Source organism: Flavobacterium collinsii, from assembly GCF_902804485.1.
Classification (GTDB): domain Bacteria; phylum Bacteroidota; class Bacteroidia; order Flavobacteriales; family Flavobacteriaceae; genus Flavobacterium; species Flavobacterium collinsii.
Map to the genome: position 1 here is coordinate 103,065 of NZ_CADCST010000082.1, position 24,020 is coordinate 127,084.

The 24,020-nt window shown below is 35.0% G+C and carries 26 protein-coding genes and 1 tRNA gene; 10 read left to right on the forward strand and 17 right to left on the reverse strand.

Going from position 1 to position 24,020, the window contains the following annotated elements:
• Positions 1 to 300: 300 nt before the first annotated feature.
• The gene (locus FLA105534_RS11035; protein WP_173966171.1) at positions 301 to 816 is read left to right on the forward strand and encodes a hypothetical protein; all 516 of its coding nucleotides are present in this window, start codon (positions 301 to 303) and stop codon (positions 814 to 816) included.
• Positions 817 to 926: 110 nt separating this feature from the next.
• Here FLA105534_RS11035 and FLA105534_RS11040 read toward each other — a convergent pair whose 3' ends face one another.
• The 14 genes from FLA105534_RS11040 to FLA105534_RS11105 all read right to left on the reverse strand — a co-directional run bounded on the left by FLA105534_RS11040 (position 927) and on the right by FLA105534_RS11105 (position 13,384).
• Complete coding sequence (locus tag FLA105534_RS11040) at positions 927 to 1,454, reverse strand: GNAT family N-acetyltransferase (RefSeq protein ID WP_173966172.1); 528 nt, start codon at positions 1,452 to 1,454, stop codon at positions 927 to 929.
• Positions 1,455 to 1,459: 5 nt separating this feature from the next.
• A complete protein-coding gene (locus FLA105534_RS11045) occupies positions 1,460 to 2,263 on the reverse strand; it encodes a Cof-type HAD-IIB family hydrolase (protein ID WP_173966173.1) in 804 nt (267 codons plus the stop codon).
• A 162-nt stretch (positions 2,264 to 2,425) separates the two neighbouring features.
• Positions 2,426 to 2,644: a putative signal transducing protein gene (locus FLA105534_RS11050; RefSeq protein WP_173966174.1), complete on the reverse strand. Its 219-nt coding sequence runs from the start codon at positions 2,642 to 2,644 to the stop codon at positions 2,426 to 2,428.
• 29 nt (positions 2,645 to 2,673) lie between these two features.
• Positions 2,674 to 3,459 (reverse strand): alpha/beta hydrolase, encoded by a 786-nt coding sequence (locus FLA105534_RS11055; protein WP_246253217.1) that lies wholly within the window; start codon positions 3,457 to 3,459, stop codon positions 2,674 to 2,676.
• 52 nt (positions 3,460 to 3,511) lie between these two features.
• A complete protein-coding gene (locus tag FLA105534_RS11060; RefSeq protein WP_173966176.1) occupies positions 3,512 to 4,168 on the reverse strand; it encodes a DEAD/DEAH box helicase in 657 nt (218 codons plus the stop codon).
• A gap of 117 nt (positions 4,169 to 4,285) precedes the next feature.
• Positions 4,286 to 5,449, reverse strand: coding sequence for a sigma-54-dependent transcriptional regulator (locus tag FLA105534_RS11065; protein ID WP_173966177.1), 1,164 nt, complete (start codon positions 5,447 to 5,449; stop codon positions 4,286 to 4,288).
• Between the two features lie 110 nt (positions 5,450 to 5,559).
• Positions 5,560 to 6,876, reverse strand: a complete 1,317-nt coding sequence (locus tag FLA105534_RS11070; RefSeq protein ID WP_173966178.1) for an ABC transporter permease — start codon at positions 6,874 to 6,876, stop codon at positions 5,560 to 5,562.
• Positions 6,877 to 6,953: 77 nt separating this feature from the next.
• Positions 6,954 to 7,883, reverse strand: coding sequence for an ABC transporter ATP-binding protein (locus FLA105534_RS11075; RefSeq protein WP_173966179.1), 930 nt, complete (start codon positions 7,881 to 7,883; stop codon positions 6,954 to 6,956).
• A gap of 168 nt (positions 7,884 to 8,051) precedes the next feature.
• Complete coding sequence (gene dnaJ / locus FLA105534_RS11080; RefSeq protein WP_173966180.1) at positions 8,052 to 9,164, reverse strand: molecular chaperone DnaJ; 1,113 nt, start codon at positions 9,162 to 9,164, stop codon at positions 8,052 to 8,054.
• Between the two features lie 108 nt (positions 9,165 to 9,272).
• The gene (locus tag FLA105534_RS11085) at positions 9,273 to 9,851 is read right to left on the reverse strand and encodes a nucleotide exchange factor GrpE (RefSeq protein ID WP_173966181.1); all 579 of its coding nucleotides are present in this window, start codon (positions 9,849 to 9,851) and stop codon (positions 9,273 to 9,275) included.
• Positions 9,852 to 10,216: 365 nt separating this feature from the next.
• A tRNA-Trp gene (locus FLA105534_RS11090) sits at positions 10,217 to 10,287 on the reverse strand.
• A gap of 162 nt (positions 10,288 to 10,449) precedes the next feature.
• Positions 10,450 to 11,877, reverse strand: coding sequence for a histidine--tRNA ligase (gene hisS / locus FLA105534_RS11095; RefSeq protein WP_173966182.1), 1,428 nt, complete (start codon positions 11,875 to 11,877; stop codon positions 10,450 to 10,452).
• A gap of 189 nt (positions 11,878 to 12,066) precedes the next feature.
• A complete protein-coding gene (locus tag FLA105534_RS11100; RefSeq protein WP_246253218.1) occupies positions 12,067 to 12,615 on the reverse strand; it encodes a GyrI-like domain-containing protein in 549 nt (182 codons plus the stop codon).
• 49 nt (positions 12,616 to 12,664) lie between these two features.
• Positions 12,665 to 13,384, reverse strand: coding sequence for a helix-turn-helix transcriptional regulator (locus FLA105534_RS11105; protein ID WP_173966183.1), 720 nt, complete (start codon positions 13,382 to 13,384; stop codon positions 12,665 to 12,667).
• A 388-nt stretch (positions 13,385 to 13,772) separates the two neighbouring features.
• On the opposite strand from FLA105534_RS11105, the gene FLA105534_RS11110 reads away from it, so the two are divergent.
• On the forward strand, positions 13,773 to 15,017 hold the full coding sequence (locus FLA105534_RS11110; RefSeq protein ID WP_173966184.1) for an ABC transporter permease: 1,245 nt from the start codon (positions 13,773 to 13,775) through the stop codon (positions 15,015 to 15,017).
• Between the two features lie 128 nt (positions 15,018 to 15,145).
• Here FLA105534_RS11110 and prmC read toward each other — a convergent pair whose 3' ends face one another.
• Entirely contained in the window at positions 15,146 to 16,000 is an 855-nt protein-coding gene (prmC, locus tag FLA105534_RS11115; protein WP_173966185.1) for a peptide chain release factor N(5)-glutamine methyltransferase, read from the reverse strand.
• A gap of 85 nt (positions 16,001 to 16,085) precedes the next feature.
• Positions 16,086 to 16,571 carry a GNAT family N-acetyltransferase gene (locus FLA105534_RS11120; protein WP_173966186.1) on the reverse strand — a complete coding sequence of 162 codons (486 nt, stop codon included), beginning with the start codon at positions 16,569 to 16,571 and terminating at the stop codon, positions 16,086 to 16,088.
• 109 nt (positions 16,572 to 16,680) lie between these two features.
• Between FLA105534_RS11120 and ribD the strand changes: the two genes are divergently transcribed.
• The 3 genes from ribD to FLA105534_RS11135 are packed head-to-tail and all read left to right on the forward strand — an operon-like array spanning position 16,681 to position 18,996.
• Complete coding sequence (ribD, locus tag FLA105534_RS11125) at positions 16,681 to 17,730, forward strand: bifunctional diaminohydroxyphosphoribosylaminopyrimidine deaminase/5-amino-6-(5-phosphoribosylamino)uracil reductase RibD (RefSeq protein ID WP_173966187.1); 1,050 nt, start codon at positions 16,681 to 16,683, stop codon at positions 17,728 to 17,730.
• The gene (locus FLA105534_RS11130; RefSeq protein WP_173966188.1) at positions 17,723 to 18,325 is read left to right on the forward strand and encodes an HAD family hydrolase; all 603 of its coding nucleotides are present in this window, start codon (positions 17,723 to 17,725) and stop codon (positions 18,323 to 18,325) included. The genes ribD and FLA105534_RS11130 overlap by 8 nt, the downstream gene beginning before the upstream one ends.
• 38 nt (positions 18,326 to 18,363) lie before the next feature.
• The gene (locus FLA105534_RS11135; RefSeq protein ID WP_173966189.1) at positions 18,364 to 18,996 is read left to right on the forward strand and encodes an IMPACT family protein; all 633 of its coding nucleotides are present in this window, start codon (positions 18,364 to 18,366) and stop codon (positions 18,994 to 18,996) included.
• A 31-nt stretch (positions 18,997 to 19,027) separates the two neighbouring features.
• Here the strand turns inward: FLA105534_RS11135 and FLA105534_RS11140 are convergent, their stop codons facing one another.
• A complete protein-coding gene (locus FLA105534_RS11140; RefSeq protein ID WP_017498619.1) occupies positions 19,028 to 19,432 on the reverse strand; it encodes an acyl-CoA thioesterase in 405 nt (134 codons plus the stop codon).
• A gap of 187 nt (positions 19,433 to 19,619) precedes the next feature.
• Here FLA105534_RS11140 and dnaA point away from each other — a divergent pair, with 187 nt between their 5' ends.
• The 5 genes from dnaA to FLA105534_RS11165 are packed head-to-tail and all read left to right on the forward strand — an operon-like array spanning position 19,620 to position 23,980.
• On the forward strand, positions 19,620 to 21,047 hold the full coding sequence (gene dnaA / locus FLA105534_RS11145) for a chromosomal replication initiator protein DnaA (RefSeq protein ID WP_065451227.1): 1,428 nt from the start codon (positions 19,620 to 19,622) through the stop codon (positions 21,045 to 21,047).
• A 9-nt stretch (positions 21,048 to 21,056) separates the two neighbouring features.
• Positions 21,057 to 21,524, forward strand: a complete 468-nt coding sequence (locus FLA105534_RS11150) for a low molecular weight protein-tyrosine-phosphatase (RefSeq protein ID WP_173966190.1) — start codon at positions 21,057 to 21,059, stop codon at positions 21,522 to 21,524.
• 34 nt (positions 21,525 to 21,558) lie between these two features.
• On the forward strand, positions 21,559 to 22,272 hold the full coding sequence (locus FLA105534_RS11155) for an SAM-dependent methyltransferase (protein ID WP_173966191.1): 714 nt from the start codon (positions 21,559 to 21,561) through the stop codon (positions 22,270 to 22,272).
• A gap of 22 nt (positions 22,273 to 22,294) precedes the next feature.
• On the forward strand, positions 22,295 to 22,807 hold the full coding sequence (locus FLA105534_RS11160; protein WP_173966192.1) for an energy transducer TonB: 513 nt from the start codon (positions 22,295 to 22,297) through the stop codon (positions 22,805 to 22,807).
• Positions 22,808 to 22,852: 45 nt separating this feature from the next.
• Complete coding sequence (locus tag FLA105534_RS11165; RefSeq protein WP_173966193.1) at positions 22,853 to 23,980, forward strand: methionine aminotransferase; 1,128 nt, start codon at positions 22,853 to 22,855, stop codon at positions 23,978 to 23,980.
• The last annotated feature ends 40 nt before the right edge of the window (positions 23,981 to 24,020 follow it).

Sequence of the window (24,020 nt, forward strand, 5' to 3'; positions counted from 1 at the left end):
TAAAACAACAAATCGATAGGAATAAATTGACAAACAAATCGATTAAACGCAAATAATATCGATTAAGTACAATTTTACACCCATTAAATTGAAATTTTCTTACATTTAGCTTTGTTTGAATTGTTTTTAGAAGTACTTTCACTTCTCCAAAAAATAGTGAGCGAAAGTTGTATTATTTAAATCATAAATAGCACGTAACAATTTTGATTTTCCATCGTTATGTTGTTGTTTTGTTACAGTAAAAAATGGGAAGGCCGAAAACCAGAAAGAGTAGGCAAAAATTAAAAATTAAAACTCCATATGAAAGCATTTTTACCCACAATCTGCTTGATGTTCTTAACCCTTTTTAGCGCCCAGGCACAAACTGCTCCAGCTGCTAATCCATTTCCATCTATCAGCACATTGACAACCTGGGCGAGCTTAAACTCTCAAACTCAATTTGATATTGCAATTCGTGCGGTTGGATTTAAATTTGAAGTAAAAGAACCGGGTGAAGGCTCAACAGCCTACACTTATATCCGTAAAGTAACTGTAAACGAAGTAAACTATACTGACAGAATTGTTTACAGAATTACAAACAATAATTCAGCAAGTATCATTTCGTTGGTAACCGCTTCTACTGATTTAGTAAGCTTATACACGCCACAATTGTCAACTTTTAAAAACAACAATTGCAAAACCGAAATGTCTAAAGACAAAAATACAACCTGTACTTGTTACGAAAGTGCCAATTTTGCAATCGATCTTTGTGACGAACGTGTAAAACTGACAATGGGTGACGGAAATAAGTATTTTGTTTCTGTAGCTAAAAAATAATATTTAATACTTTAGTTTAGGTATTAAGAACTTCGAGTTGTTTTCCAAATCTTTGCAAATCTTAAATGAGTTGAGTTTGCAAAGATTTGGAACACATTTCTTAGGATTACTTACAAGTTTGGATTATTTAATTCATACCAAACTTCCAACTCTCCTTCATATTCGAAAGAATTGACATAGCAAAAACCTAGTTTTTCTAATATTCTTCTTGAGTCTTTATTTCCTTCATCGGCATAAGCATAAAGAGCTTCTGCTTTTATCACATTGAAAGCATAATTAACAAATGCTATTCCGGCTTCGGTAGCATAACCTTTCCCCCAATGTTTTTCGATGAAACGATATCCAATTTCATAAAAATCTTTATGGTTATTAATTTCCGTGGTAATAAACTTTATTCCGGACCAACCCAAAAACTCATTGGTTTCTTTTGAAATTACTGCCCAACGGCCTATTCCAAAAGCTTCATATTGTCCCTGAATATGTTTTATCATATCTACACTTTCCTGAATTTCTTTCACGGGTTTATTTCCCACAAAAAGATGCACGTTTGGATTAGAATCTAATTCAAACATTCCATCAGTATCCGAAAGAAGTAATTCTCTTAAAAGTAGTCGTTCAGTTTCAATTGGGTCTTTCATAAACTTTAATTTAAAATATAGCGTTGCACTACCTCAGCTACACCATCATTATTATTGGAAGCCACGATTAAATCTGCCTTATCTCTTAATTCCGGCGTTACATTATCTACCCAAACACCAAGTCCTGCATATTCGATCATGGTCAAATCATTTCCAGCATTTCCAACGGCAATAATCTCACTCTGGTGAATGTTTAACTTTTCGGCTAGAAGTTTTAAGCTGGCTGCTTTATCAATTCCATTCTGTGCTGCTTCCAGAAAAAAAGGTTTTGACATCGCAACACTCAAATGTGGCATTGTTGCTTTTAAATCACTTTCGACTTCTTTCAGATAAGAAGGCTCCTCCAGCAGTATACATTTTACTGCAGCTTCAGTCACAGCTTCTTTAAAACTATATACTTTATTGTGTGGTAATCCGGTAATTTCTTTTTCAACTTCAATGTATTCCGAATCGGTTTCACTTATAATCTCACCGTTCAGATAAGTGATGATGTGAGTATTCTTTTTTACACTGTAGTCATACAATTCATGAATTTGCTCCACCGTTAACTTTTGTTCAAACAAAATCACATCATCTTTAACCGTACTTATGATTGCACCATTAAACGAAATGATATAGGAATTATACAAATCTAACTCTAACTCCTTAGCATAAGCAGTCATTGCTGATGTAGGCCTACCGGAAGCCAAAACGACGTATACGCCTTTTGCTTGTGCTTCCAGAAGTACTTTTTTATTAAGGTCTGAAATTTTATGATCGTCTGTCAACAGGGTATCATCCATGTCAAGCACTAACATTTTATATTGCATATTTTTTATTTTCAGCTGCCTGTTATTAGTGTGCAGTCGCAGTCACAGTACTCAGTCTCAGTATTCAGTCTCAGTACTCAGTCTCAGTCTCAGTGCTCAGTCACAGTTTACATCTCACACTTCACACTTCACATCTCACACTTCACAAAACAACTACAATTATTAAAGACTCATTCTAAACTCTTCGATAATCGGATTAGCTTTTGCAAAATCGGTTTCCTGAATAAATACCTCTACTGCCAAATCTGAACCGCCATAACCAGCCATACGAGCCGATTGAATGTTATCTTTCTTTACTGTTTCCAATCCTGCCTCTTCCAATCTTTCCTGTAAAGCAATTGCTAACACTTCACTACCTGAATACACTTTCATTAATCCCATGACATCTTACTTTTATTGTTATTTATTTTTTACTCTAATATTCTTTTTAATTGATTTTGAAAATCACTGTTTTCATTCATACCAATATGCCCCTGCCCTTTTAACAGATAAAGATGCCCATTGGATTTTATCATTTTACTCAATCGAACCGAATTTTCATAGGGGATTAAACGATCTTCCATTCCGTGAAAAATATAAATCTGTGTCTTAATTTCTGGCAAATATTCATAGGTTTCAAAGCGGAATTTCTTCATGAAATTCGGAAAAAACGGTACTTTACTACTTGATAATTCTGTAAAACTATAATAAGGCGATTGCAGAATCAATGCTTTTGGTTTATTCTCAGAAGCCAAAATAGCAGCTAGTCCGGAACCTATTGAATAGCCCGCGGTAATAATATTGCTTTCAGAATATCTTTTAGATAATGTTTTATATGCAGCAGATACATCTTTGTTTAATTGCTCTTCATCATTAATTTCGCCTTCACTCTTACCGAAACTTCTGTAATCTAATATGAAGATATCATATCCCAATCTGGTATAGATTTTTGCAATTTTTCCCCAAGTTTCAAGTGTCCCCGCATTTCCATGGAGATAAAAAACTAAACCTTTTGAATTCTCAGCCTTAAATAATAATCCATTCAATTCTACTCCATCAAAAGACTTAATGTTTAGCTCCTCAAATTTTTGCTGATAATTGAATTGATAATCTTTAGGAAGCTGCGCCCTCTGGAATACCATTTCAGTCTGATTGAAATATACGTAAGAAACGATCAAAACATAAATTACAATAAAAAAAACTAAAAGTGTAATCATTAAAAATTTAAATGTTTTGAAAATCTCCATATAAATCCATTATTTCACAAATTTATTCTTCTTCAATATCCTCCTCATCCTCAAGTTCCTCTTCTTCTTCATCCATATCAAATAGATAAGGCTCCAGCAACATTTTATCTGCTAAAATTTCGATGCGTTCTGTTAAGGTTTCTGCAAAAATAATACGTTGTGTTTTGGTAATACTGTTTGAAATACGCATAATCTTAGTTTCGTGACGTAATTTCAAAATAGGATCAGCATCATCCAGGATAAACATTTTCAATCGATTTACATTGTAGCCCGCCGTTGTAAACATATCGCTCAATTTGTTTGGCGTCCCAATCAGAACATCAATTCCGGTAGAGATATAGTTTTTATCGTAATCCATATCACCTTTGTCGTGTACTCCGTAAACTTCAAGGTTGGTATATTTTCCGTATTTTTCAAAAAGCGCTTCCATTTCTAACACTTTGGCCTTGTCCTCTACAAAAATCAACGCACGTGGCGATTCTTCTGTCTGACCTGCCAATTGCTGAATGACATTCAATACAATTGTTGTAGATTTTCCGCTCCCTGCCGGAGAAAGAATGATACAATCTGCCCCACTTTTAATAGTCGAAAAAGTTTCCTGCTGCAAAACATTTGCCTCTGTTAAACCGTTTTCAATTAGAGCCTCTTGTAACTTCTCGTTTATTTTTTTTAGTTTCATTTTTTTTATGCTTTACGCTTTAAGCCTTAAGCCTTAAGCCAAAATTCATTTTATTTCTTATGCTTACACCAGCAAAAAGCCTAAAGCCTAAAGCTTATAGCCTAAAGCCTATTGCCCTTACTTGCTTGCAAACATTTTAACATCGGTTTCAGAAATTTCATTTCCTCCCAAAATAATTAATCTTTCAACTACATTTCGTAGTTCACGAATATTTCCTGTCCAATCGTACTCCTGCAATAATTTGATCGCCTGTGGCGAAAACACTTTTACCGAATTTCCTTGTTCTGAAGCAATTTTCTCTGTAAAATGCGTAATCAATGCCGGAATATCATCGCGTCTTTCATTCAATGGCGGCACTTTAATTAAAATTACAGCCAGACGGTGGTACAAATCTTCACGGAAACGACCTTCGGCAATTTCAGTCTTTAAATCTTTATTTGTTGCCGCTACAACGCGCACATCAACTTTGATATCTTTCTCTGCTCCCACTCTGGTAATCATACTCTCCTGTAGCGCCCGTAACACTTTGGCTTGCGCCGAAAGACTCATATCTCCAATTTCATCTAAGAAAATAGTTCCTTTGTCAGCAGCTTCAAACTTTCCGGCACGATCTTTCACCGCCGATGTAAAAGCTCCTTTTACGTGACCGAACAATTCACTTTCGATCAATTCACTCGGAATTGCAGCACAGTTTACTTCTATTAATGGAAAATTAGAACGCTCACTTTTTTCATGCAATTGGTGCGCTACCAATTCTTTTCCAGTTCCGTTTGGACCTGTAATCAAAACTCTCGCTTCGGTTTGAGCAACTTTATCAATCATTAACTTGATATGACTGATTGCTTCGCTTTCTCCTACCATTTCGTAGTTTTTACTTACCTTTTTCTTTAGGATTTTATTTTCAACCACGAGTTGTTTTTTATCTAAAGCATTACGAACCGTGTTCAGTAATCGGTTTAAATCAGGTGGTTTCGAAATATAATCAAATGCTCCCAAACGCATCGTATGAATCGCGGTTTCCATATCGCCATGACCAGAGATCATCACCATCGGAATTTCCGGTTTGATTTTTTTTACTTCTTCTAAAACCTCAACTCCGTCCAATTTTGGCATTTTGATGTCACACAAAACCAAATCGTAATCATTGTTTTTTATTTTCTCAAGACCCGCCGCACCATCTTCAGCTTCATCTACCTTATAAGTATCATTTTCTTCAGATAAAATTTTCACCAAAACTCTTCTAATGGATGCTTCGTCTTCTATAATTAGTATTTTACTCATTCTTTTTGAGGTTCTAAGGTTCTGAGTTACTAAGGTTCTAAGTTCTTCTTTTCTGCCTAAACTAAAAGCTTAGCAACTCAGAACCTTAGTATCTTAGCAACTTAAAAAAATTAATATTTAAGCCATTTATACAATTCTTTCCAGGTTGGTTTTTTGCCGTACATCAAAATCCCTATTCGGTAAATTTTGGCAGCGAACCATACTACAAGAAAAAAGGTAGCAAACAATAATGATACCGAAATTGCAATTTGCCACCACGGCACTCCAAACGGAAGTCGCATTAACATTACAATTGGCGAGGTCAACGGAATCATAGAAAACACAACCGCAATGGTTCCGTGAGGATCATTGACCACTGTAAAGAAACCTATATAAACACTTAAAATAAGCGGCATTAAAATAGGTAATAGAAATTGCTGCGAATCGGTTTGATTGTCAACTGCTGCACCAATGGCTGCATAAAAAGAGCTATATAAAAAGTATCCTCCGATGAAATAAACCACAAAACCAATGATAATACTGGCAATAGGCAAATTCCATAATTCACTAATATACATTTTAGCTGTCCCCGACATTTCATGCTGAGCAGATTGCATTAATTCAGGTGAAATTCTGGCCGTTGGACCAACATTAACACCAAAAAAGGCCGAAGCCGCAAACATCAATCCCAGACCAATGATCGCCCAGATAATAAACTGAAGCAATCCCGCAAGAGAAGTTCCCACGATTTTACCAATCATCAGCTGAAAAGGTTTTACTGAGGAAATAATAATTTCGATGATTCTATTTGTTTTTTCTTCGATCACACTACGCATCACCATATTTCCGTAAATGATAATAAACATCATGATCAGATAACCAAAAGCACCACCTATTCCAATTTTTATTTCATTCAGTCCTTTTAAGCTTTCCTCTCCGGATGCTTTTACTAAATGAATATTAACCTCTGACTGTGCTTTTTGAATGGCCACTGTATCCAGTTTTGCCGTTTCAAGATTTACTTTGGTAATTTTTGATGCAATAACACGCTGTGTTCTTTCGATAAAAGAAATACTCGGACTGTTATTCGAAATAAACTCGATTTTACTTTCTAAATCAGCTAAATTATTGGTTTTTGGAATTACAATTAAACCATCAAAGCTTTCATTAGTAATACTGTCTTTTAGTGCTTTTGTATCAATCTCAGATACATTGAGGTACTTAAACTCGGCCTCTTCTTTATTCTGTTTTACAAAATCCTGGGCAAACAAACCCGTTTCGTCATGGATTGCGATTCTTTTCGTCTCTGCTTTCATTGAACTCAGATAACCAATAAAACCTGCAATTGCCACAAATAACAACGGACTCAAAAACGTCATGACAACAAAAGACTTATTGCGCACTTTTGCAATAAATTCTCTTTTTATAATTAATGAAATGATGCTCATAAATATTTTAATTTTCAAATTCCAAATTCCACTTTTGATTACTCTAACATTGGAATTTGGAATTTAATTTTTGAAGTTTAATTTTTGTTTTCGGTAACTGTTTGAATAAAAATATCGTTTACGCTTGGTATTTTCTCTACAAAATGAGTAACCTGTCCTCGTTGCGTCAACAGATGCAATAACTCGTTTGGCGTTGCATTTCCAATTTGAATATCTAATTTCAAATCATCATTCAAGGATTTAAAATTTGCAGGCGAAACGGTAAATTTTTGCGTGATATCATACATCAGGCCTTCTACATTATCCGTCAGAATTCCCACTTCAAAACTATTGGTTCTAAATTGACGTTTTACATCACTCACCTTACCTTCAATCAATTTGTTCGATTTATGAATTAAAGCGATATGATCGCAAAGTTCCTCTACACTTTCCATACGGTGTGTCGAAAAAATAATGGTAGCTCCCTGTTCTTTTAATGCCAGAATCTCATCTTTAATAACATTTGCATTTACAGGATCAAATCCGGAGAAAGGCTCATCAAAAATCAACAATTTAGGCTTGTGTAACACACAAACTACAAACTGAATTTTTTGGGCCATTCCTTTCGAAAGTTCCTGAATTTTCTTGTTCCACCAGCCCTGAATTCCCAGACGATCGAACCAGTATTCCAATTGTAATTTTGCCTCGGCTTTAGAGAGTCCTTTCATCTGTGCCAGATACAAACATTGTTCTCCAACTTTCATAGAAGTATACAACCCTCTTTCTTCGGGAAGATAGCCAATATGCTGTACATGTTTGGGCTGCAATTTTTCTCCATCCAAAATTACTTCACCACTATCCGGCAATGTAATTTGATTTATAATTCGGATCAGGGAAGTTTTTCCGGCTCCATTCGGACCTAATAGTCCATAAATACTACCTTTTGGTACATTTAATGAAACTTCGTTAAGCGCTACATAATCACCGTATTGTTTTACGACTTTATGTACTTCGAGTAAGTTGCTCATGCTATAATTAAGATTTTCTGCGTCAGTTTGACTATTGTGGCATTATGAGTGTAAAAGTAAATAAATAGTATCGAAATTTTGTACTATTCATACAAAAAACCCATTCTATGATTTACTATAGAATGGGTTTTAAAATTTACTATTACTCCATTTTAGAAAAAGTTCTGATTATGAAAACATATCTTTTACTTTTTCAAAAAATGATTTTTCTGATTTTTCAGGGCTTGGAATAAAGTGATCGTCGTTAAGGGCATTTTCAAAAAATTGCTTTTGCTCTTTGTTCAACGTTTTTGGAGTCCATACATTTACATGAACTAACAAGTCTCCACTTCCATATCCATTGATGCTTGGAATACCTTTTCCTTTTAATCTTAAGATTTTTCCGGATTGAATTCCTTCTTCTAATTTGATACGAACTTTTCCATTGATTGCTTCGATGTCTTTAGAAACTCCTAAAACGGCTTCCGGGAAACTGATGTATAAATCATAATGAATGTTTTCACCTTCACGTTTCAGAAACTCATGCTCTAATTCTTCAATAGCAACAATTAAGTCTCCAGGAATACTATTTCCGGGAGCATCGTTTCCTTTATTAGAAACTTTCAACTGCATACCATCAACAACTCCTGCAGGAATTTTGATTGAAACGGTTTCATCTTCTAAAATCATTCCCTGTGCATCAGCTTCAGATGGTCTTTTATCTAAAATCTGGCCAGACCCGCCACAAGCAGGACAAGTTGACGCAGATTGCATTCTTCCTAAAATAGTGTTGGTTACACGCATTACCTGTCCTTGACCGTTACAAGTTGAACACGTTTTGTAAGTAACTCCTTTTGCCTGAACTTTACGTTTTACTTTTACTTTTTTCTCAACACCATTTGCAATTTCTTCTAAAGTTAATTTTACTTTAATTCGAAGATTGCTTCCTTTAGCACGACGAGGGCCACCGCCTCCGCCTCCACCGAAACCACCAAATCCTCCACCAAAAATATCACCAAACTGGCTGAAAATGTCATCCATATTCATACCACCGTGACCGCCGCCAAATCCGCCAGAACCATCAAAAGCCTGATGTCCGTACTGATCGTATTTCGCTTTTTTGTTAGGATCGCTTAGTACTTCGTAAGCTTCTGCCGCTAATTTAAAGTTTTCTTCTGCCTCTTTGTCGCCCGGATTTTTGTCCGGATGATATTTCAATGCACTTTTTCTATAAGCTTTTTTAATTTCGGCAGCATCAGCATTTTTTGAAATGCCTAGTATTTCGTAAAAATCTTTTTTCATAATTTAGGTTAAATTGCTTCGCCAGTTCGCTAGCGCTTGTGTCCAAATTTAAAATTCCAAATTCCAATACTTTAAAAATTGACTTTCAGAATATGTCATTTGCTCTTTTTAGTTTCCGATAACAACTTTAGGGAAACGGATGATTTTGTCTCCTAATTTGTATCCTTTTTCAATAACATCAACAATTTTCCCTTTTAACTTCTCAGACGGAGCCGGAATTTGGGTAATTGCCTCTGCAAAATCAGCATTAAAAGCATCACCTGCTCTTACTTCAACTTGCTCTAAACCTTTAGAAACTAAAGTGTTTTTTAATTTTTCATGAATCAACTCAACTCCTTTTGTCAAGGTTTCATCTTCCGATTTGTTGATTTCTACTATAGCTCTGTCAAAATCATCTAAAACTGGTAACATAGCCAATAAAACATCCTGGTTTGCAGTTTTAAACAAGTCGATACGCTCTTTTGAAGTTCTTTTTTTGTAATTTTCGAATTCGGCAAATAGTCTCAAAAACTTATCTTTTTCTTTTGCCAAGTCTTGAGCCAATTGCTCTTCAACACTTAATTCTTCAACAATTAACTGCTCACCGTTGGCATTGTTCTCTAACGTTACATCATCTAATTCCTGATCGAATTCTGTATTTTCAGTAGTCATATTACTTTTATTTTTAAAAATATTCTTAAACTTCATTTTTTATTCTTTCTTTTGGATTGCAAAAGTACTGCCAAATCTTTCAAAATGTCAAATTGTCACTTTCTTAAGACTGAGTCATTTAAAAAGTAAAAACAACCTTTTAAAATTTAGTATAATTTTAAGACTAACACGATATAGTTTATGGTATATTTGAAATTCAATTGAAAACTAAATTATTACCTAATCAAAATTGAATTTAAGGGTTGGCCTCGGCTTCATAAATAATTATTAATTCAAGTTTACCTTATATTAAAAAAAGCTTCGCCTATTTCAGACGAAGCTTTTTTTTATGCTTTTTACCTTTAACTAAATTCCTTGAAAGCTCCTGATAAATATTTAATAACGATTGTTATTTTTTATTGCACGGGCGGAGGGATTCGAACCCCCATCAACGGTTTTGGAGACCGCTATTCTACCCTTGAACTACGCCCGTAATTTAGAGCGGCAAATTAAAAGTATTTTTTCTTCCAAAACAATTATTTCACGCAGATTTAAGAAGTTTTTTTTTAATCAACCTGCTAAAACCTACCGAATCTGCGTGAAACAAAATCTTTACGAACCTAGCACAAATCCTTATGTTCTTAACAATTAAGCATTAACCCAACAAAGCATTCTTTAATCCGTCAAAATCAACCGTAACCTGATCACCTGTCACTAAATTTTTAAGCGCGTACGAATTTGTAGCAATTTCCTGATCCCCCGCAATTACTGCAAACGGAATTAAACGCTTATCTGCATATTGAAACTGCTTCCCTACTTTCACATTGTCCGGATAAAGCTCTACTTTTATATTTTCCTGTCGTAATTTCTGAATGGCCTGCGACGCGTACAATGCCTCAGCATCTCCATAATTAATGAACAATGCTTTTGAAGTTGCCGAAACAGCTTTAGGAAACAATTGCAATTCTTCTAAAACGAGATAAATACGATCCAATCCAAAAGAAATTCCAACACCACTCATGTTCTTCAATCCAAAAATACCCGTCAAGTCGTCGTATCTTCCACCGCCTCCGATAGAACCCATCGAAACCGATTTTGGAGCTGCTACTTCAAAAATTGCTCCTGTATAATAATTTAATCCACGGGCAAGCGTCACATCCAAATCTAAAGTTGCCGTTGACAACCCTAAAGTTGCCACATTGTCACAAATAAATTTAAGCTCCTCAACTCCTTTCATTCCTTCTTCCGACGTTGCCAATAAATCTGAAAGCTGGTTGATTTTATCTGCGAAGGTTCCTGTAAAACTAAACAGAGGCTGCACTTTCACCAATGCTTCTTCAGAAATACCATTTTCGATCATTTCTTTTTTCACACCATCTTCCCCAATTTTATCCAATTTATCAAGCGCCACCGTAAAATCAATTAACTTATCCGAAGCACCGATAACTTCAGCGATACCCGATAATATTTTTCTGTTATTGATTTTGATTGTAACACCTTCTAAACCTAAAGCCGTAAAAACAGTATCGTACAACTGCACCAATTCTACTTCCTGCCACAACGATTTTGAACCAACAACATCGGCATCACATTGAAAAAATTCTCTAAAACGTCCTTTTTGCGGACGATCAGCTCTCCACACCGGCTGAATCTGATACCTTTTAAAAGGAAACTCAATTTCATTTTGATGTTGCACTACATATCTCGCAAACGGAACTGTTAAATCATAACGCAATGCCTTTTCAGAGATTTGTTTTGTAAAAGAATTCAATTCGATTCTTTCTGCAATAGTAATTTTATCAGCAGAAGAAGCCTGAAGCTCCTCAATAGATTTTGGTAATTCTATTTTGCTTTTGTTATAGAAAAAATTACCTGAATTTAAAATTTTAAAAATCAAGCGATCGCCTTCTTCTCCATACTTCCCCATCAGAGTATCTGAATTTTCAAAGGAAGGGGTTTCGATCGGCTGAAAACCAAATTTCTCAAAATTATGTTTTATAACCTGAATAATATATTGACGTTTTGACACCTCTGCAGGCGAAAAATCTCTTGTTCCTTGTGGTATGCTTGGTTTTGAAGCCATTTTTTTAGATTATTAGATTTCTGGATTCTTCAATTCTTCGATTTCTTTTTTTGAAACCTTAAATTCTAAAACCCTTCTTATGGATTATTGTATTTTCAGAACTCATTTTTACATAAATTCTTAACGACTGCAAATATCTTATTTTTTAAAATAAATTTTCAGTAAAAATCCATCAAAGATTAAAAATAGCTAATCTCGTATTGAAATATACGTTTCGACCTCAGCACTATTTCCATCATAATACTTTTTTCCATGAATAGTAAAGTCTGATTTGTAAGCCCTATTCAAACTTTTATCCTGCCACACTTCGAGCCAGGTATTAAAAACAGCTTCAGGCATTTTACCTTTTGAAATGTACTTTTGATACAAGCCGGTTTCAACTGTAATCCCAACGAAACCTTTAGGAATATCTTCTAATGTACTTACTTGCAAACCTATCACTAAAGTATAAAATCCATTAAAATCTGTTTCGTAATCCTTGTAAACAGCATAAATATCATCACTGACTTTATTTGGTATTTGTTTTTGAATTTCCTTACCCCAAAATCTTGTCCATAACGCCTCTATGTCTATGGCCGACTTTCCTTTTTCATTTATAGTTCTTGTTCCTATACCAATTACATAAAATTTCTGAATAGTAGGATTCTCCATGGTTTTTGATTGTTTTTGTGATTGAGCTGTGAAGGACAAAAGTGTAAATGCAAGCAGCATTATACTGCGAATTCTGTTTGTTATCATCTTTCTTTATTTTAGTACATAACAAAATTAGAACATCCCTGTGACAGCCTTATGGCAAGGGTGTCAGACATTTTTTTCTGGTCCTGTCAAAATATTCTTCAAAAGTAATTTTGTGTGGTTCAAATGTTTCTTCCTGCACCATCAAACTAACAATCCTGTCCAATCGAAAAGCCCTGTAATCATTCCTTAGTCTACAAAATGCAATAAGCAACCAATTCTCTTCAAAGGTATAGATAGCAAAAGGCTCTACCGTACGATTCGTTTGCTGGTTATTATCTGGTGAAAAATATCTTATGCAGACAATCTTAAAATTGGTCAATGCCAATTGGAGAATAGATAAATTATTACTTGTCCGATTATTATCACTGTTCTGACCTGAAACAATGCGATCTGAAAGCAGATTAACTTTGTCTTTTGTGTTGTTGCGTAGTACAGATTTTATTTTACTAATGGCTTCCGTGTATTCTTTTACAAACGAAGCATCTTTATTCTTTAAAACCAACTGCTCTGCAGTAATCAAAGCATTAGCCTCACTTTCAGAAAACATGACAGGTGGAATTTTGTAGCCATCCATTAAAGTGTAGCCCTTGCCTTCTTCTGTCACAATAGGCACTCCTGCTTGCTCTAAAGCTCTGATATCTCTATAAATTGTTCTTTTGCTAATTGAAAATTTACCAGCCAATTCACTAGCCGTTAAGATCCTTTTAGTTTGTAACTCTATAAGGATTGCTGTAAGACGCGAAAGTCTCTTTAAATCAGTATCATTCATATTGATTACGCTTTTGATTTTCCTTTACTTGGTTCATTTCTGAAATTGGCAGCATCTAAAAACCACTACAAATTAAGAAATACTACTTTCATTTTTACCCAATCTTGTTCGTTTTGAGACATCCAATTTAATAAAAAAGACAAGACAACAGGAATAAATCATGATCGTCGCGTTACTTTTAAAACGCTTGCTTACAAGCCTAACACAAATCTTCCCCCTATTAAAACAAATCCTCTAAATCCAGAATCTTCCTTCAAGATAAAAATTCCTCAATATTTTTCTAGCAATATTACCTCTCTATATCATTTTTCTCTAAAACTTTAAAATAAATAATAACAGTTCGAAAACAAACTTGTAACAAAAAACGTATTTTCGTGACAAATTGGTCATGATGCTAAAATTATTTAAAGAAAATATCCGAATTGCTTTTGGTTCTATCAAAACTCAATTATTAAGAACTATTCTTACTGTAGTCATTATTGCTATCGGAATTACCGCTTTGGTGGGAATCCTGACCGTAGTTACAGCACTTGAAAACACGGTCTCTACCAATTTTGCCTCGATGGGCGCCAACACCTTCAACATCAATCAGTATGAAAACACGGTTAAAAACCGCGGTGGAAATGAGCGCGAAATCATCAATCCCATTATTTCTTATCCTGAAGCAGTAGCGTTCAAAAACAAATACAAATACCCTTTTACAGAAACCTCCCTTTCATTCACCGCCACATCAAAAGCTGAAGTAAAATACTTAGATCAAAAAACCGATCCCGAAATTACCATACTTGGAGTTGACGAGCATTATATTTCAAATTCAGGTTTAGAAACGACTTCCGGTCGTTCTTTCAATCAGTTTGATATTGACAACAATACTTATTCTTGCGTTGTAGGCTCCGATTTTGAAAAAGGTTTACTAAAAGACGTCAACCCAATTGATAAAATCATTTCGATACGAGGTGCCCGTTTCAAAGTTATTGGCGTTTTAAAAGAAAAAGGATCTACGTTCGGAAATAGCCAGGATTTAAGAGTATTAATTCCAATTCAGGTAGCACGTTCTTTATTTACCGCTCCAAGCATTAATTATACTATTAGCGTAATGGTTTCTAAAAAAGAACTTTTAGACGAGGCTGTAGACAATGCAACAAGTACCATGCGCAGGGTTCGTAAATTAAGTCCGGTTCGCGATAATAATTTCGGTATTGGCCGAAGCGACGATTTAATCAACAGAATCCTCGGAATTACACAATATCTGGGTTGGGCAGCATGGATCATTAGTGTGATTACCATTTTAGGATCTTCTATAGCTTTAATGAACATTATGATTGTATCCGTTACAGAACGCACAAGAGAAATTGGCGTCCGCAAAGCTTTAGGTGCCACCAAAATAACTATTTCGGTACAGTTTTTTATCGAAACATTATTAATTGGACAAATAGGCGGCTTGGTAGGAATTGTATTGGGAATCCTTGTTGGCTTTGCTTTCGCAGCCGCAATGAATTTTGCTTTTGTAATTCCATGGATGGCCATTTTTGCGGCTTTTGGCACCAGTTTTATGGTCGCTATTATTTCCGGTTTGTACCCGGCAATAAAAGCATCACAACTGGATCCTATTGAGGCTTTGCGTTACGAATAGCTTCTTAGTATTCAGTCTCAGTTCTAAGTCTCAGTTTTCGATTGTAGTTCACATCTTACAATTTACATCTTACAGGCAAACAACTAACTGCAAACTGTGACTGTGACTGTAAACTATGACCATAAACTCTAAACACCCCCCTTCATCATCCTGTCGTTATCATAAATATCTTTTCGCAATTCAATGTTCCTGAAATCCATTTTCTCAAGTAGAGCCGTCATTTCCGTCCCTAAGTACTGATTGATTTCAAAATACAATTGTCCGTTTTGCAAAAGATTTTCCTTAGCTAATTCGGCAATTTTTCTGTAAAAAATCAAAGCATCATTGTCGTCTACAAAAAGAGCTAAATGCGGCTCATAATCCAAAACATTCTTTTTAATTTCTTCTTTTTCTAAATTCCGGACATAAGGTGGATTTGAAACGATGATATCAAAATTATGCTTTAATGCTTCTGCTTCTAAAATATTCTGAAGTATAAAAGTAACTTCAACTTTGTTCTGAATTGCATTTCTTTTGGCGGTTTCTATTGCTTTTTTAGAAACATCAATTGCATAAACCTCTGCGTTGGCAATGTTTTTTGCCAATGAAATTGCAATGCAGCCACTCCCTGTGCCAATATCAAGAATTTTTATTTTTTTTGCTTTGTCTCCTCCGGAATTCTCATTAATAATCCATTCTACCAGCTCTTCTGTTTCCGGACGAGGAATTAAAACATTCTCATTAACTTCGAAATCCAAACCATAAAAATTAGTCTTACCTAATAAATACTGAATTGGAACTTCTTTCTTTAACTGCAATAATAAAAAGTCCCATACCACAAAATCATCTTCCGAAAAAGTCAATTCATGATTTAATGCCAGATCAATTTGTCGCAATTGGTGCTTGTTTTCTAAAATTAAATAGAAAAAACTCTCCGCTTCGTAGGCGTCGTAAAAAGGTGACAAATCTTTAATGAACTGAGTCCGATATTGTTTGATTTTCATTTTAGGCATTTGAACATTATTCTTTAGATAGGGGCAACGATATTACAAGATAAGTATTGTAATGTAAATTCACTACAACATTATCCTATATTTTTTTCAACATCCACACAGGACAAGAACTATGACCGGTATTACCCAAAGGCGCATCTAAATATTCAAAACCTGATTTTACATATAGTTTTTGCGCAGCATGCATAAAAGGCATCGTTTCGATATAACATTTTTCAAAACCAAAAATCCTTGCCTGTTCTAAACATTTTTCCATCATTTTACTTCCAATTCCCAAACCGCGGGTTTTCGGTAAAAAATACATCTTCTGTAACTCACAAATCTCCGGAGCACCATTTTCTAAAGGCGCAATTCCGCAGCAGCCTAAAATTTCGCTGTCTTTTTCAACCACAAAATAAACGGACTTCGGCTTATTGTATTCTTCGAACATTAAGTCTAAATACGGATCTTCATAAGCCGTTCCTACTTTAGGTATTTCCATCTCATCAAATACAGACCGTATTAAATTCGCAACTTCCTGATTGTCTTCTATTTTAATGGCTCTAATCGTCCAATTTTCCATATTTTCTTCTTCCTTTAAGATCATTACAAAAATAAAAATAGTTTCCCAATAGTTCCTTAACTACCCCAAAACTATCGGGACTATACTCAAAAATAACTATTTTTGTACTGTGAATATACATGAAAAATACATAAAACGTTGCATCGAGCTGGCTCAAAATGGTTTGGGCACCACATATCCAAACCCAATGGTCGGAAGCATAATTGTTTACGACAATCAGATTATTGGAGAGGGCTGGCATAAAAAAGCAGGAGAACCGCATGCGGAAGTCAATGCCGTTCGTTCGGTAAAAGACAAATCACTGTTAAGCAAAGCTACCATTTATGTTAGCTTAGAGCCTTGCAGCCATTTTGGGAAAACACCTCCGTGCAGCGACTTAATTATAGAACACAAAATTCCACATGTTGTTGTCGGAACTGTTGATCCCAATGAAAAAGTGGCAGGAAACGGCATTAAAAAACTAATTGCCGCAGGAATCAATGTTACCGTTGGAGTTTTAGAAAAAGAATGTTACGAACTCAACAAGCGTTTTTTTACTTTTCATCAAAAAAAGAGACCTTACATAATATTAAAATGGGCCGAAAGTCAGGACGGATTTTTATCCCCTGAAAAACAGGAAAGCCCCGAGCGAAAGCCCATCTGGATTACCAATCCTTATTCCAGACAATTGGTACACAAATGGAGAAGTGAAGAGCAGGCAATCCTCGTTGGAACACAGACAGTAATTGACGACAATCCGAAATTAAACACCAGAAATTGGTCAGGAAATAATCCGGTCAGAGTCATTCTAGACCAACACAATCGCATTTCAAAAGAGAGTTTTGTTTTTGATGACAGCGTAAAAACCATTGTATTTACAAAATCCGAAACCGGCTTTTCGACAGAAAACACTACCTTTACAGTAATCGATTTTAGCAGGAGTATTCTACCACAGATTTTAGCCGTTTTACATCAAAATCAAATTCAATCTGTTATTATCGAAGGAGGTGCTCAAACTTTACAATCTTTTATCGATCAGAATATTTGGGACGAAGCCCGAATTTTTATCGGAAAAGCCATTTTCAAAAACGGAACTAAAGCACCGCTTATTCAAAAAGAAAACATAACGAAAATTAATATTCTCAGCGACGAATTATTAAATATTAGAAATCATGATTGATACTATAATTTTTGACTTTGGAGATATTTTTATCAATTTAGACAAACAAGCCACCATTTCTAAATTGCAGAATTTAGGATTAACAGAATGGAATGCCGAATTGGATCGTCTGAATCTTTTATTTGAAACCGGAGACATTTCGCGTGACGATTTTCTGGCTGGCTTTCAAAAACAACTTCCAAATGCCACAATCGAAGAAATCCTGGAAGCATGGAATGCCATTTTAGCCGACTTCCCTTTGTACCGCTTGGAGTTCTTACAACTGCTTTCTCAAAAATATCGATTGTTTCTTTTGAGCAACACAGACTCTATACATATTGAAACTTTTGAAAACAAAACCGGGATTTCGTTTTACAGCGATTTTTACCAATGTTTTGAAAAAGTTTATTTTTCGTTTGAAATTGGAATGCGAAAACCCAATGCTGAAGTTTTTCAGTACCTGATCAACAAACACGAATTATCACCCAAGAGAACTTTGTTTGTAGACGACAAAAAAGAAAACACAGACTCAGCAGCATCGCTGGGCTTTCATGTCTGGAACTTACAAGTTGGACAGGAAGATGTTGTTGACTTATTTGACAAACAAATACTTTAGCTGTTATTTTTGCCACAGCTTAAAAAATCAAACTCAATTTGGAAATTAACGATACGTACCAAACCATTGCTTTTGAATCTGAAGAAGTGCTTTTAAAAGAAAAAGGCAGTAAGTTCTTTGGCTACGCCTTTCCAATCGAAAGTGAAGACGAAGTAAAACCCATTATCGAAAATCTAAAAAAACAGCATCCACATGCCGTACATTTTTGTTACGCTTATCAATTAGGAACAGCTCCTAAAATTTCGTATCGTGCCAATGATGACGGAGAGCCAAGTAATACGGCTGGCGCACCAATTTACGGACAAATACAATCTTTTGGCCTAACCAACGTTTTAGTTGTAGTGGTTCGGATTTTTGGCGGAATTAAATTAGGTGTTGGCGGCTTAATCAGTGCGTACAAAACAACAGCGCAAATGACACTTGAAGCCTGTGAGATTATCGAAAAGACAATTGACATTCATTTTCTAATCTCTTTTGATTACAAAAACATGAATAAAGTAATGCGTGTCATAAAGGAAAAAAAACTGGAAATTACCGCTCAGGAAATGGAAATTAATGAAGATACGGGACTCCCAATTGGCAAGATAACGACTAAAACGCGCAAAAAAAATGCCGAATCAGTATTCGACATTTTTGATTTAATGTTTGAAATCGATATTAAAATTATATAATTTAGCATTAAAAGGCATCACATTTTAACAATTATACCAGTGTTTTAAATAATTCCAAAATGTAATCTGGAGGTGCTGTCGGACGACCTGTTTTTAACGAAATAAATACTAAAATAAACACAGCAGTTGTTAATAACTCACCTGCTTCATTATAGATTGCGCAATCAAATTCAATCTTAACAGATGACTGACTTTTGAAAGCAGTATGAATTGTAAGAAGCTCATCATAACGCGCCGATTTTTTATAATTTATTTGCATCGAAACAATCGGCAGTCCAATACCGCTTTCTTCCATGCTTTTATATGAAATCCCTTTATTTCTAAGCCATTCCACGCGTCCGATCTCAAAATAAGGCACATAATTTCCGTGGTAAACCACTCCCATTTGATCAGTTTCAGAGTAACGAACACGCACTTGCGTTTGATGATTTTTCATTATTTTCAGATTAAAAAAAATTAAGTTTAAAAAGTTTACTTACAACTTTTTTTTATAAAATTAGACTTCAAAATATTTTTTTTTACAGAAATTTGTTCACATATTTGTTATCCCGAAATACGGAATAAAATTGCTCCTTTTTTATTAGGAGAATCTTTATCAATAATAAGAAAATTTATTTGAATCTATGACTAAAACTGCTCAATCGGTATGGGAAAACTGTTTGTCTTTTATAAAGGACAATATTCAAGATCAAGCATACAAAACTTGGTTTGAACCAATCAAATCAGTTGAGCTAACCGACAACGCGTTATACATTCAAGTACCAAGTAAATTTTTCTATGAATGGCTCGAAGAGCATTACGTAAAATTATTGAAAGTTGCGCTTACCAAAGAACTGGGAAAAAACGCAAAGTTACTCTATAAAATTAAAATGGAGAACACTTATGGAAATAAACAGCCGTTTACCGAGCAGCTGCCAAGTTCCAACAGAGTTCCGATGAAACCGCAAGAGGTTGACGCTCCGTTTAAAAACTTAAATCCTGAACTTAAAAACCCGTTTGTAATTCCGGGGATCAGAAATTTAAAAATTGAATCACAGTTAAATCCTAATTATAGTTTTGACAATTTCCTTGAAGGAGATTCTAACCGTTTAGCTCGTTCTGCAGGTATGGCTGTTGCCAACAAACCTGGAGGAACATCCTTTAATCCGTTATTGATTTTTGGAGGAGTTGGATTAGGAAAAACACACCTTGCACACGCTATAGGTGTGGAAGTAAAAGATAAATATCCTGAAAAAACGGTTTTATACATTTCTGCTGAGATTTTCACACAACAATATATTGATTCGGTAAAAAAGAACAATCGTAATGATTTCATTCATTTTTACCAATTAATCGACGTTTTAATTATTGATGATGTTCAGTTTTTATCTGGAAAATCAGGAACTCAGGACGTATTTTTCCACATTTTTAACTACTTGCACCAAAACGGAAAGCAGGTAATTTTGACTTCAGACAAAGCTCCTGTTGATATGCAGGATATCGAGCAACGTTTGTTATCTCGTTTTAAATGGGGATTATCTGCTGAGTTACACCAGCCGGATTACGAAACCAGAATTTCGATCTTAAAAAACATCTTATATCGTGATGGTGTTGAAATGCCGGAAGATATTATTGAATATGTAGCGCGCAACATCAAAAGTAACGTTAGAGAATTAGAAGGAGCTATTATTTCCTTAATCGCTCAGTCTTCTTTCAACAAAAAAGAGGTTACTATTGAATTGGCCAAAAGCGTTGTAGAGAAATTTGTTAAAAACGTAAAGAGAGAAATCTCTATCGATTATATTCAAAAAATTGTATCTGATTACTTTCAGCTTGACATTGAAACACTCCAATCGAAAACCCGAAAGAGGCACGTGGTACAGGCGAGACAATTGGCCATGTTTTTTGCAAAGAAATTCACAAAAGCTTCTTTGGCAAACATTGGCTCACAAATTGGAGATCGCGACCACGCTACCGTATTACACGCTTGCAAAACAGTTGATAATTTAGTTTCTACAGACAAACAATTCAAAAAATTTGTCGAAGACATTAACAAAAAACTAACGCTATAAACGCGCACCATGCCAGTAAAAATCTTAATGGTTTGTTTGGGGAACATTTGCAGATCCCCTTTAGCTGAAGGTATTTTAGCTTCAAAATTGCCTAAAAATAATTTCATCGTCGACTCAGCCGGAACCGGATCCTGGCATATAGGCCACTCCCCTGACAAACGATCTATAGCAGTTGCCAAAAAAAACGGCCTCGACATTGGACACCAAAAAGGAAGACAATTCAAAACTGCTGACTTCACTACTTTTGATTACATCTATGTGATGGATTCTTCGAATTATGACGACGTTATCAAACTGGCTCAGAACGAAGCACAAAAAAATAAAGTTTGTTTAATTTTAGACGAATTATTTCCGGGCGAAAATGTAGATGTCCCGGACCCCTACTTCGGTGTCACCAACGGATTTGACAATGTATATCAAATGTTAGACGAAGTAACCGATATCATTTCGAAGAAACTTATCGAAAAACACTTATAAGTTCTTCTTTTCCTAACAACATAAAAAGACAGACATGAAACTTCTCGGAAAACTTTATTTAATTCCAACAACAATGGGTGAAAGCGATCCGATGGATGTTTTACCTCAAACTGTTAAAAGAAGTATTGATTTTATAGACCACTATATTGTTGAAAACGAAAAAACGGCCCGTAAATCAATAAAAGCGGTATCTCCAGAGAAAAAACAATCCGAACTAATTCTTTTTACGCTTAACAAACGCACAGAGCCAAGCGAGCATTTAGACTTCATCAAACCTTTACTCGAAGGAAAAAATGTGGGTTTAATGAGCGAAGCCGGTTGTCCCGGAGTTGCCGATCCAGGTGCTGTAATTGTAAAATTGGCGCATGAAAAAGGAATTCAGGTAGTACCATTGGTTGGTCCGTCTTCTATTTTATTAGCTATGATGGCTTCTGGTATGAACGGCCAAAGTTTTACTTTCAATGGCTATTTACCAATTGATAAAGACGAGAAAAAATCGGCATTAAAGTATTTTGAAAAACTGTCTCAGGATAAAAATCAGTCGCAGCTTTTTATTGAAACACCTTATAGAAACAACAAATTAGTAGAAGACATTTTACAAATTCTAAATCCTTCTACGCATCTGTGTATCGCAGCAGACATTACATTACCAACAGAATTCATCAAAACGATGCGTGTTTCGGACTGGAAAAAATTAAAAGTAGATTTACACAACAGACCAACCATTTTTATCATCCATAAAATGTAAAATTGACTTCTAAATCTTATTTATGAAAAAACTATCCGTTCTGCTATTCTTTTGTTTGACACATTGTTTTTCCTCTTCTGACACTAAAAAAGTATCAAAAAACACAACCGCAGAACAAAATGTTGCTACAGCTACTGACGATGAAAATACTGTTTCAGAAATAGATACCCATACAGACGATAGTGAAATTCAAATAAAAGAAGACACCACCTTTGAAGATACTAATGTTTACATGACACTAGAAGCATTAGATGTTAAACCCGAATTCCATGGCGGCTTAAATAAATTTCACAAATTTGTTAACGAAAATTTTATAAAACCCGTTGAAGAGCCAACATTAGAAGGAAAAATACATATTACCTTTGTTATCGAAAAGGATGGTTCGTTATCAGATATAAAAATAATAAAACATCTTGGCTTCAATACAGCAAACGAAGCTATCCGTGTTCTAAAACAATGCCCAAAATGGATTCCCGGAGAGCTCAATCACAAAAAAATAAGAGTTTTTAAAACTGACTCTATTATCTTAAAATAGTTCTTTCATATATCACTCACAAGTTTCCCCTAACCAAACTTCAACATGAGTAAACTCCCAAACATTACCACCAGTATTTTTACAGTCATGTCTAAAATGGCTACGGAACACAATGCGATTAACCTATCACAAGGATTTCCAAATTTTCCTGTAGACGAAAGATTAACAGACATACTGGCGAAACTCACAAAAGAAAATGTGCACCAATATACTCCAATGGCCGGTTATCCGCCATTGATGGAGCAAATCGCAAAATTGGTTCAAACCTCCTATAACCGAATCATCAGACCCGAAGCCGAAATTCTGGTTACTGCGGGTGCAACTCAAGGAATTTTTACTACGATTTTAGCTTTAGTTAAAACGGATGACGAAGTTATTATCCTAGATCCGAGTTATGATTCTTATGAATCTCCGGTTCTACTTTGTAGTGCAAAACCCGTTCGCGTAGCTTTAAATGATAATTATACTCCTAATTGGGAAACGATAGCAAAAGCCTGTTCTTCAAAAACGAAGATGATTATCATCAATAATCCGCATAATCCAACAGGAAAAATTTTAACGGAAGACGATTTTCTTCAACTGGAAAAATTACTTTCAAAATATCCTGACATCTTAGTTTTATCTGATGAAGTTTATGAATATATTACTTTCGAAGAAAAACATATTTCAGCACATACTAAAGATTTTCTTTTAGATCGTTGTATTATGATTTCTTCTTTCGGAAAATCATTTCACATTACCGGTTGGAAAATTGGTTATACTGTGGCTCCGGAACATTTAATGAAAGAAATCAAAAAAGTACATCAGTTTCTGGTTTTTAGCGTGAATAGTATTTCACAAGCTGCTATCAGTCAGTATTTAGATGTTGTGGATGTCAGCCTGCTTGGGAAATTCTATCAGGAAAAAAGAGATTATTTTCAGAAACTGCTTCAAAACAGCCGATTTGAATTGAAACCGTGCGAAGGAACTTATTTTCAGGTCGCTTCTTATGCCGGCATTTCAAATGAAGACGATGTTACTTTCTGTAAAAATTTAATCACGGAACATGGCGTTGCCGCAATTCCAATTTCTTCTTTCTATTCCAATCACAAAGATCAAAAGCTAATACGTTTTTGTTTTGCCAAAGACAATGCCACCCTCGAAGCAGCTGCAAAAAAACTATGTGATATTTAAAGTTTATCAAAAATTTATAACATTATTATGCGTGCATCCT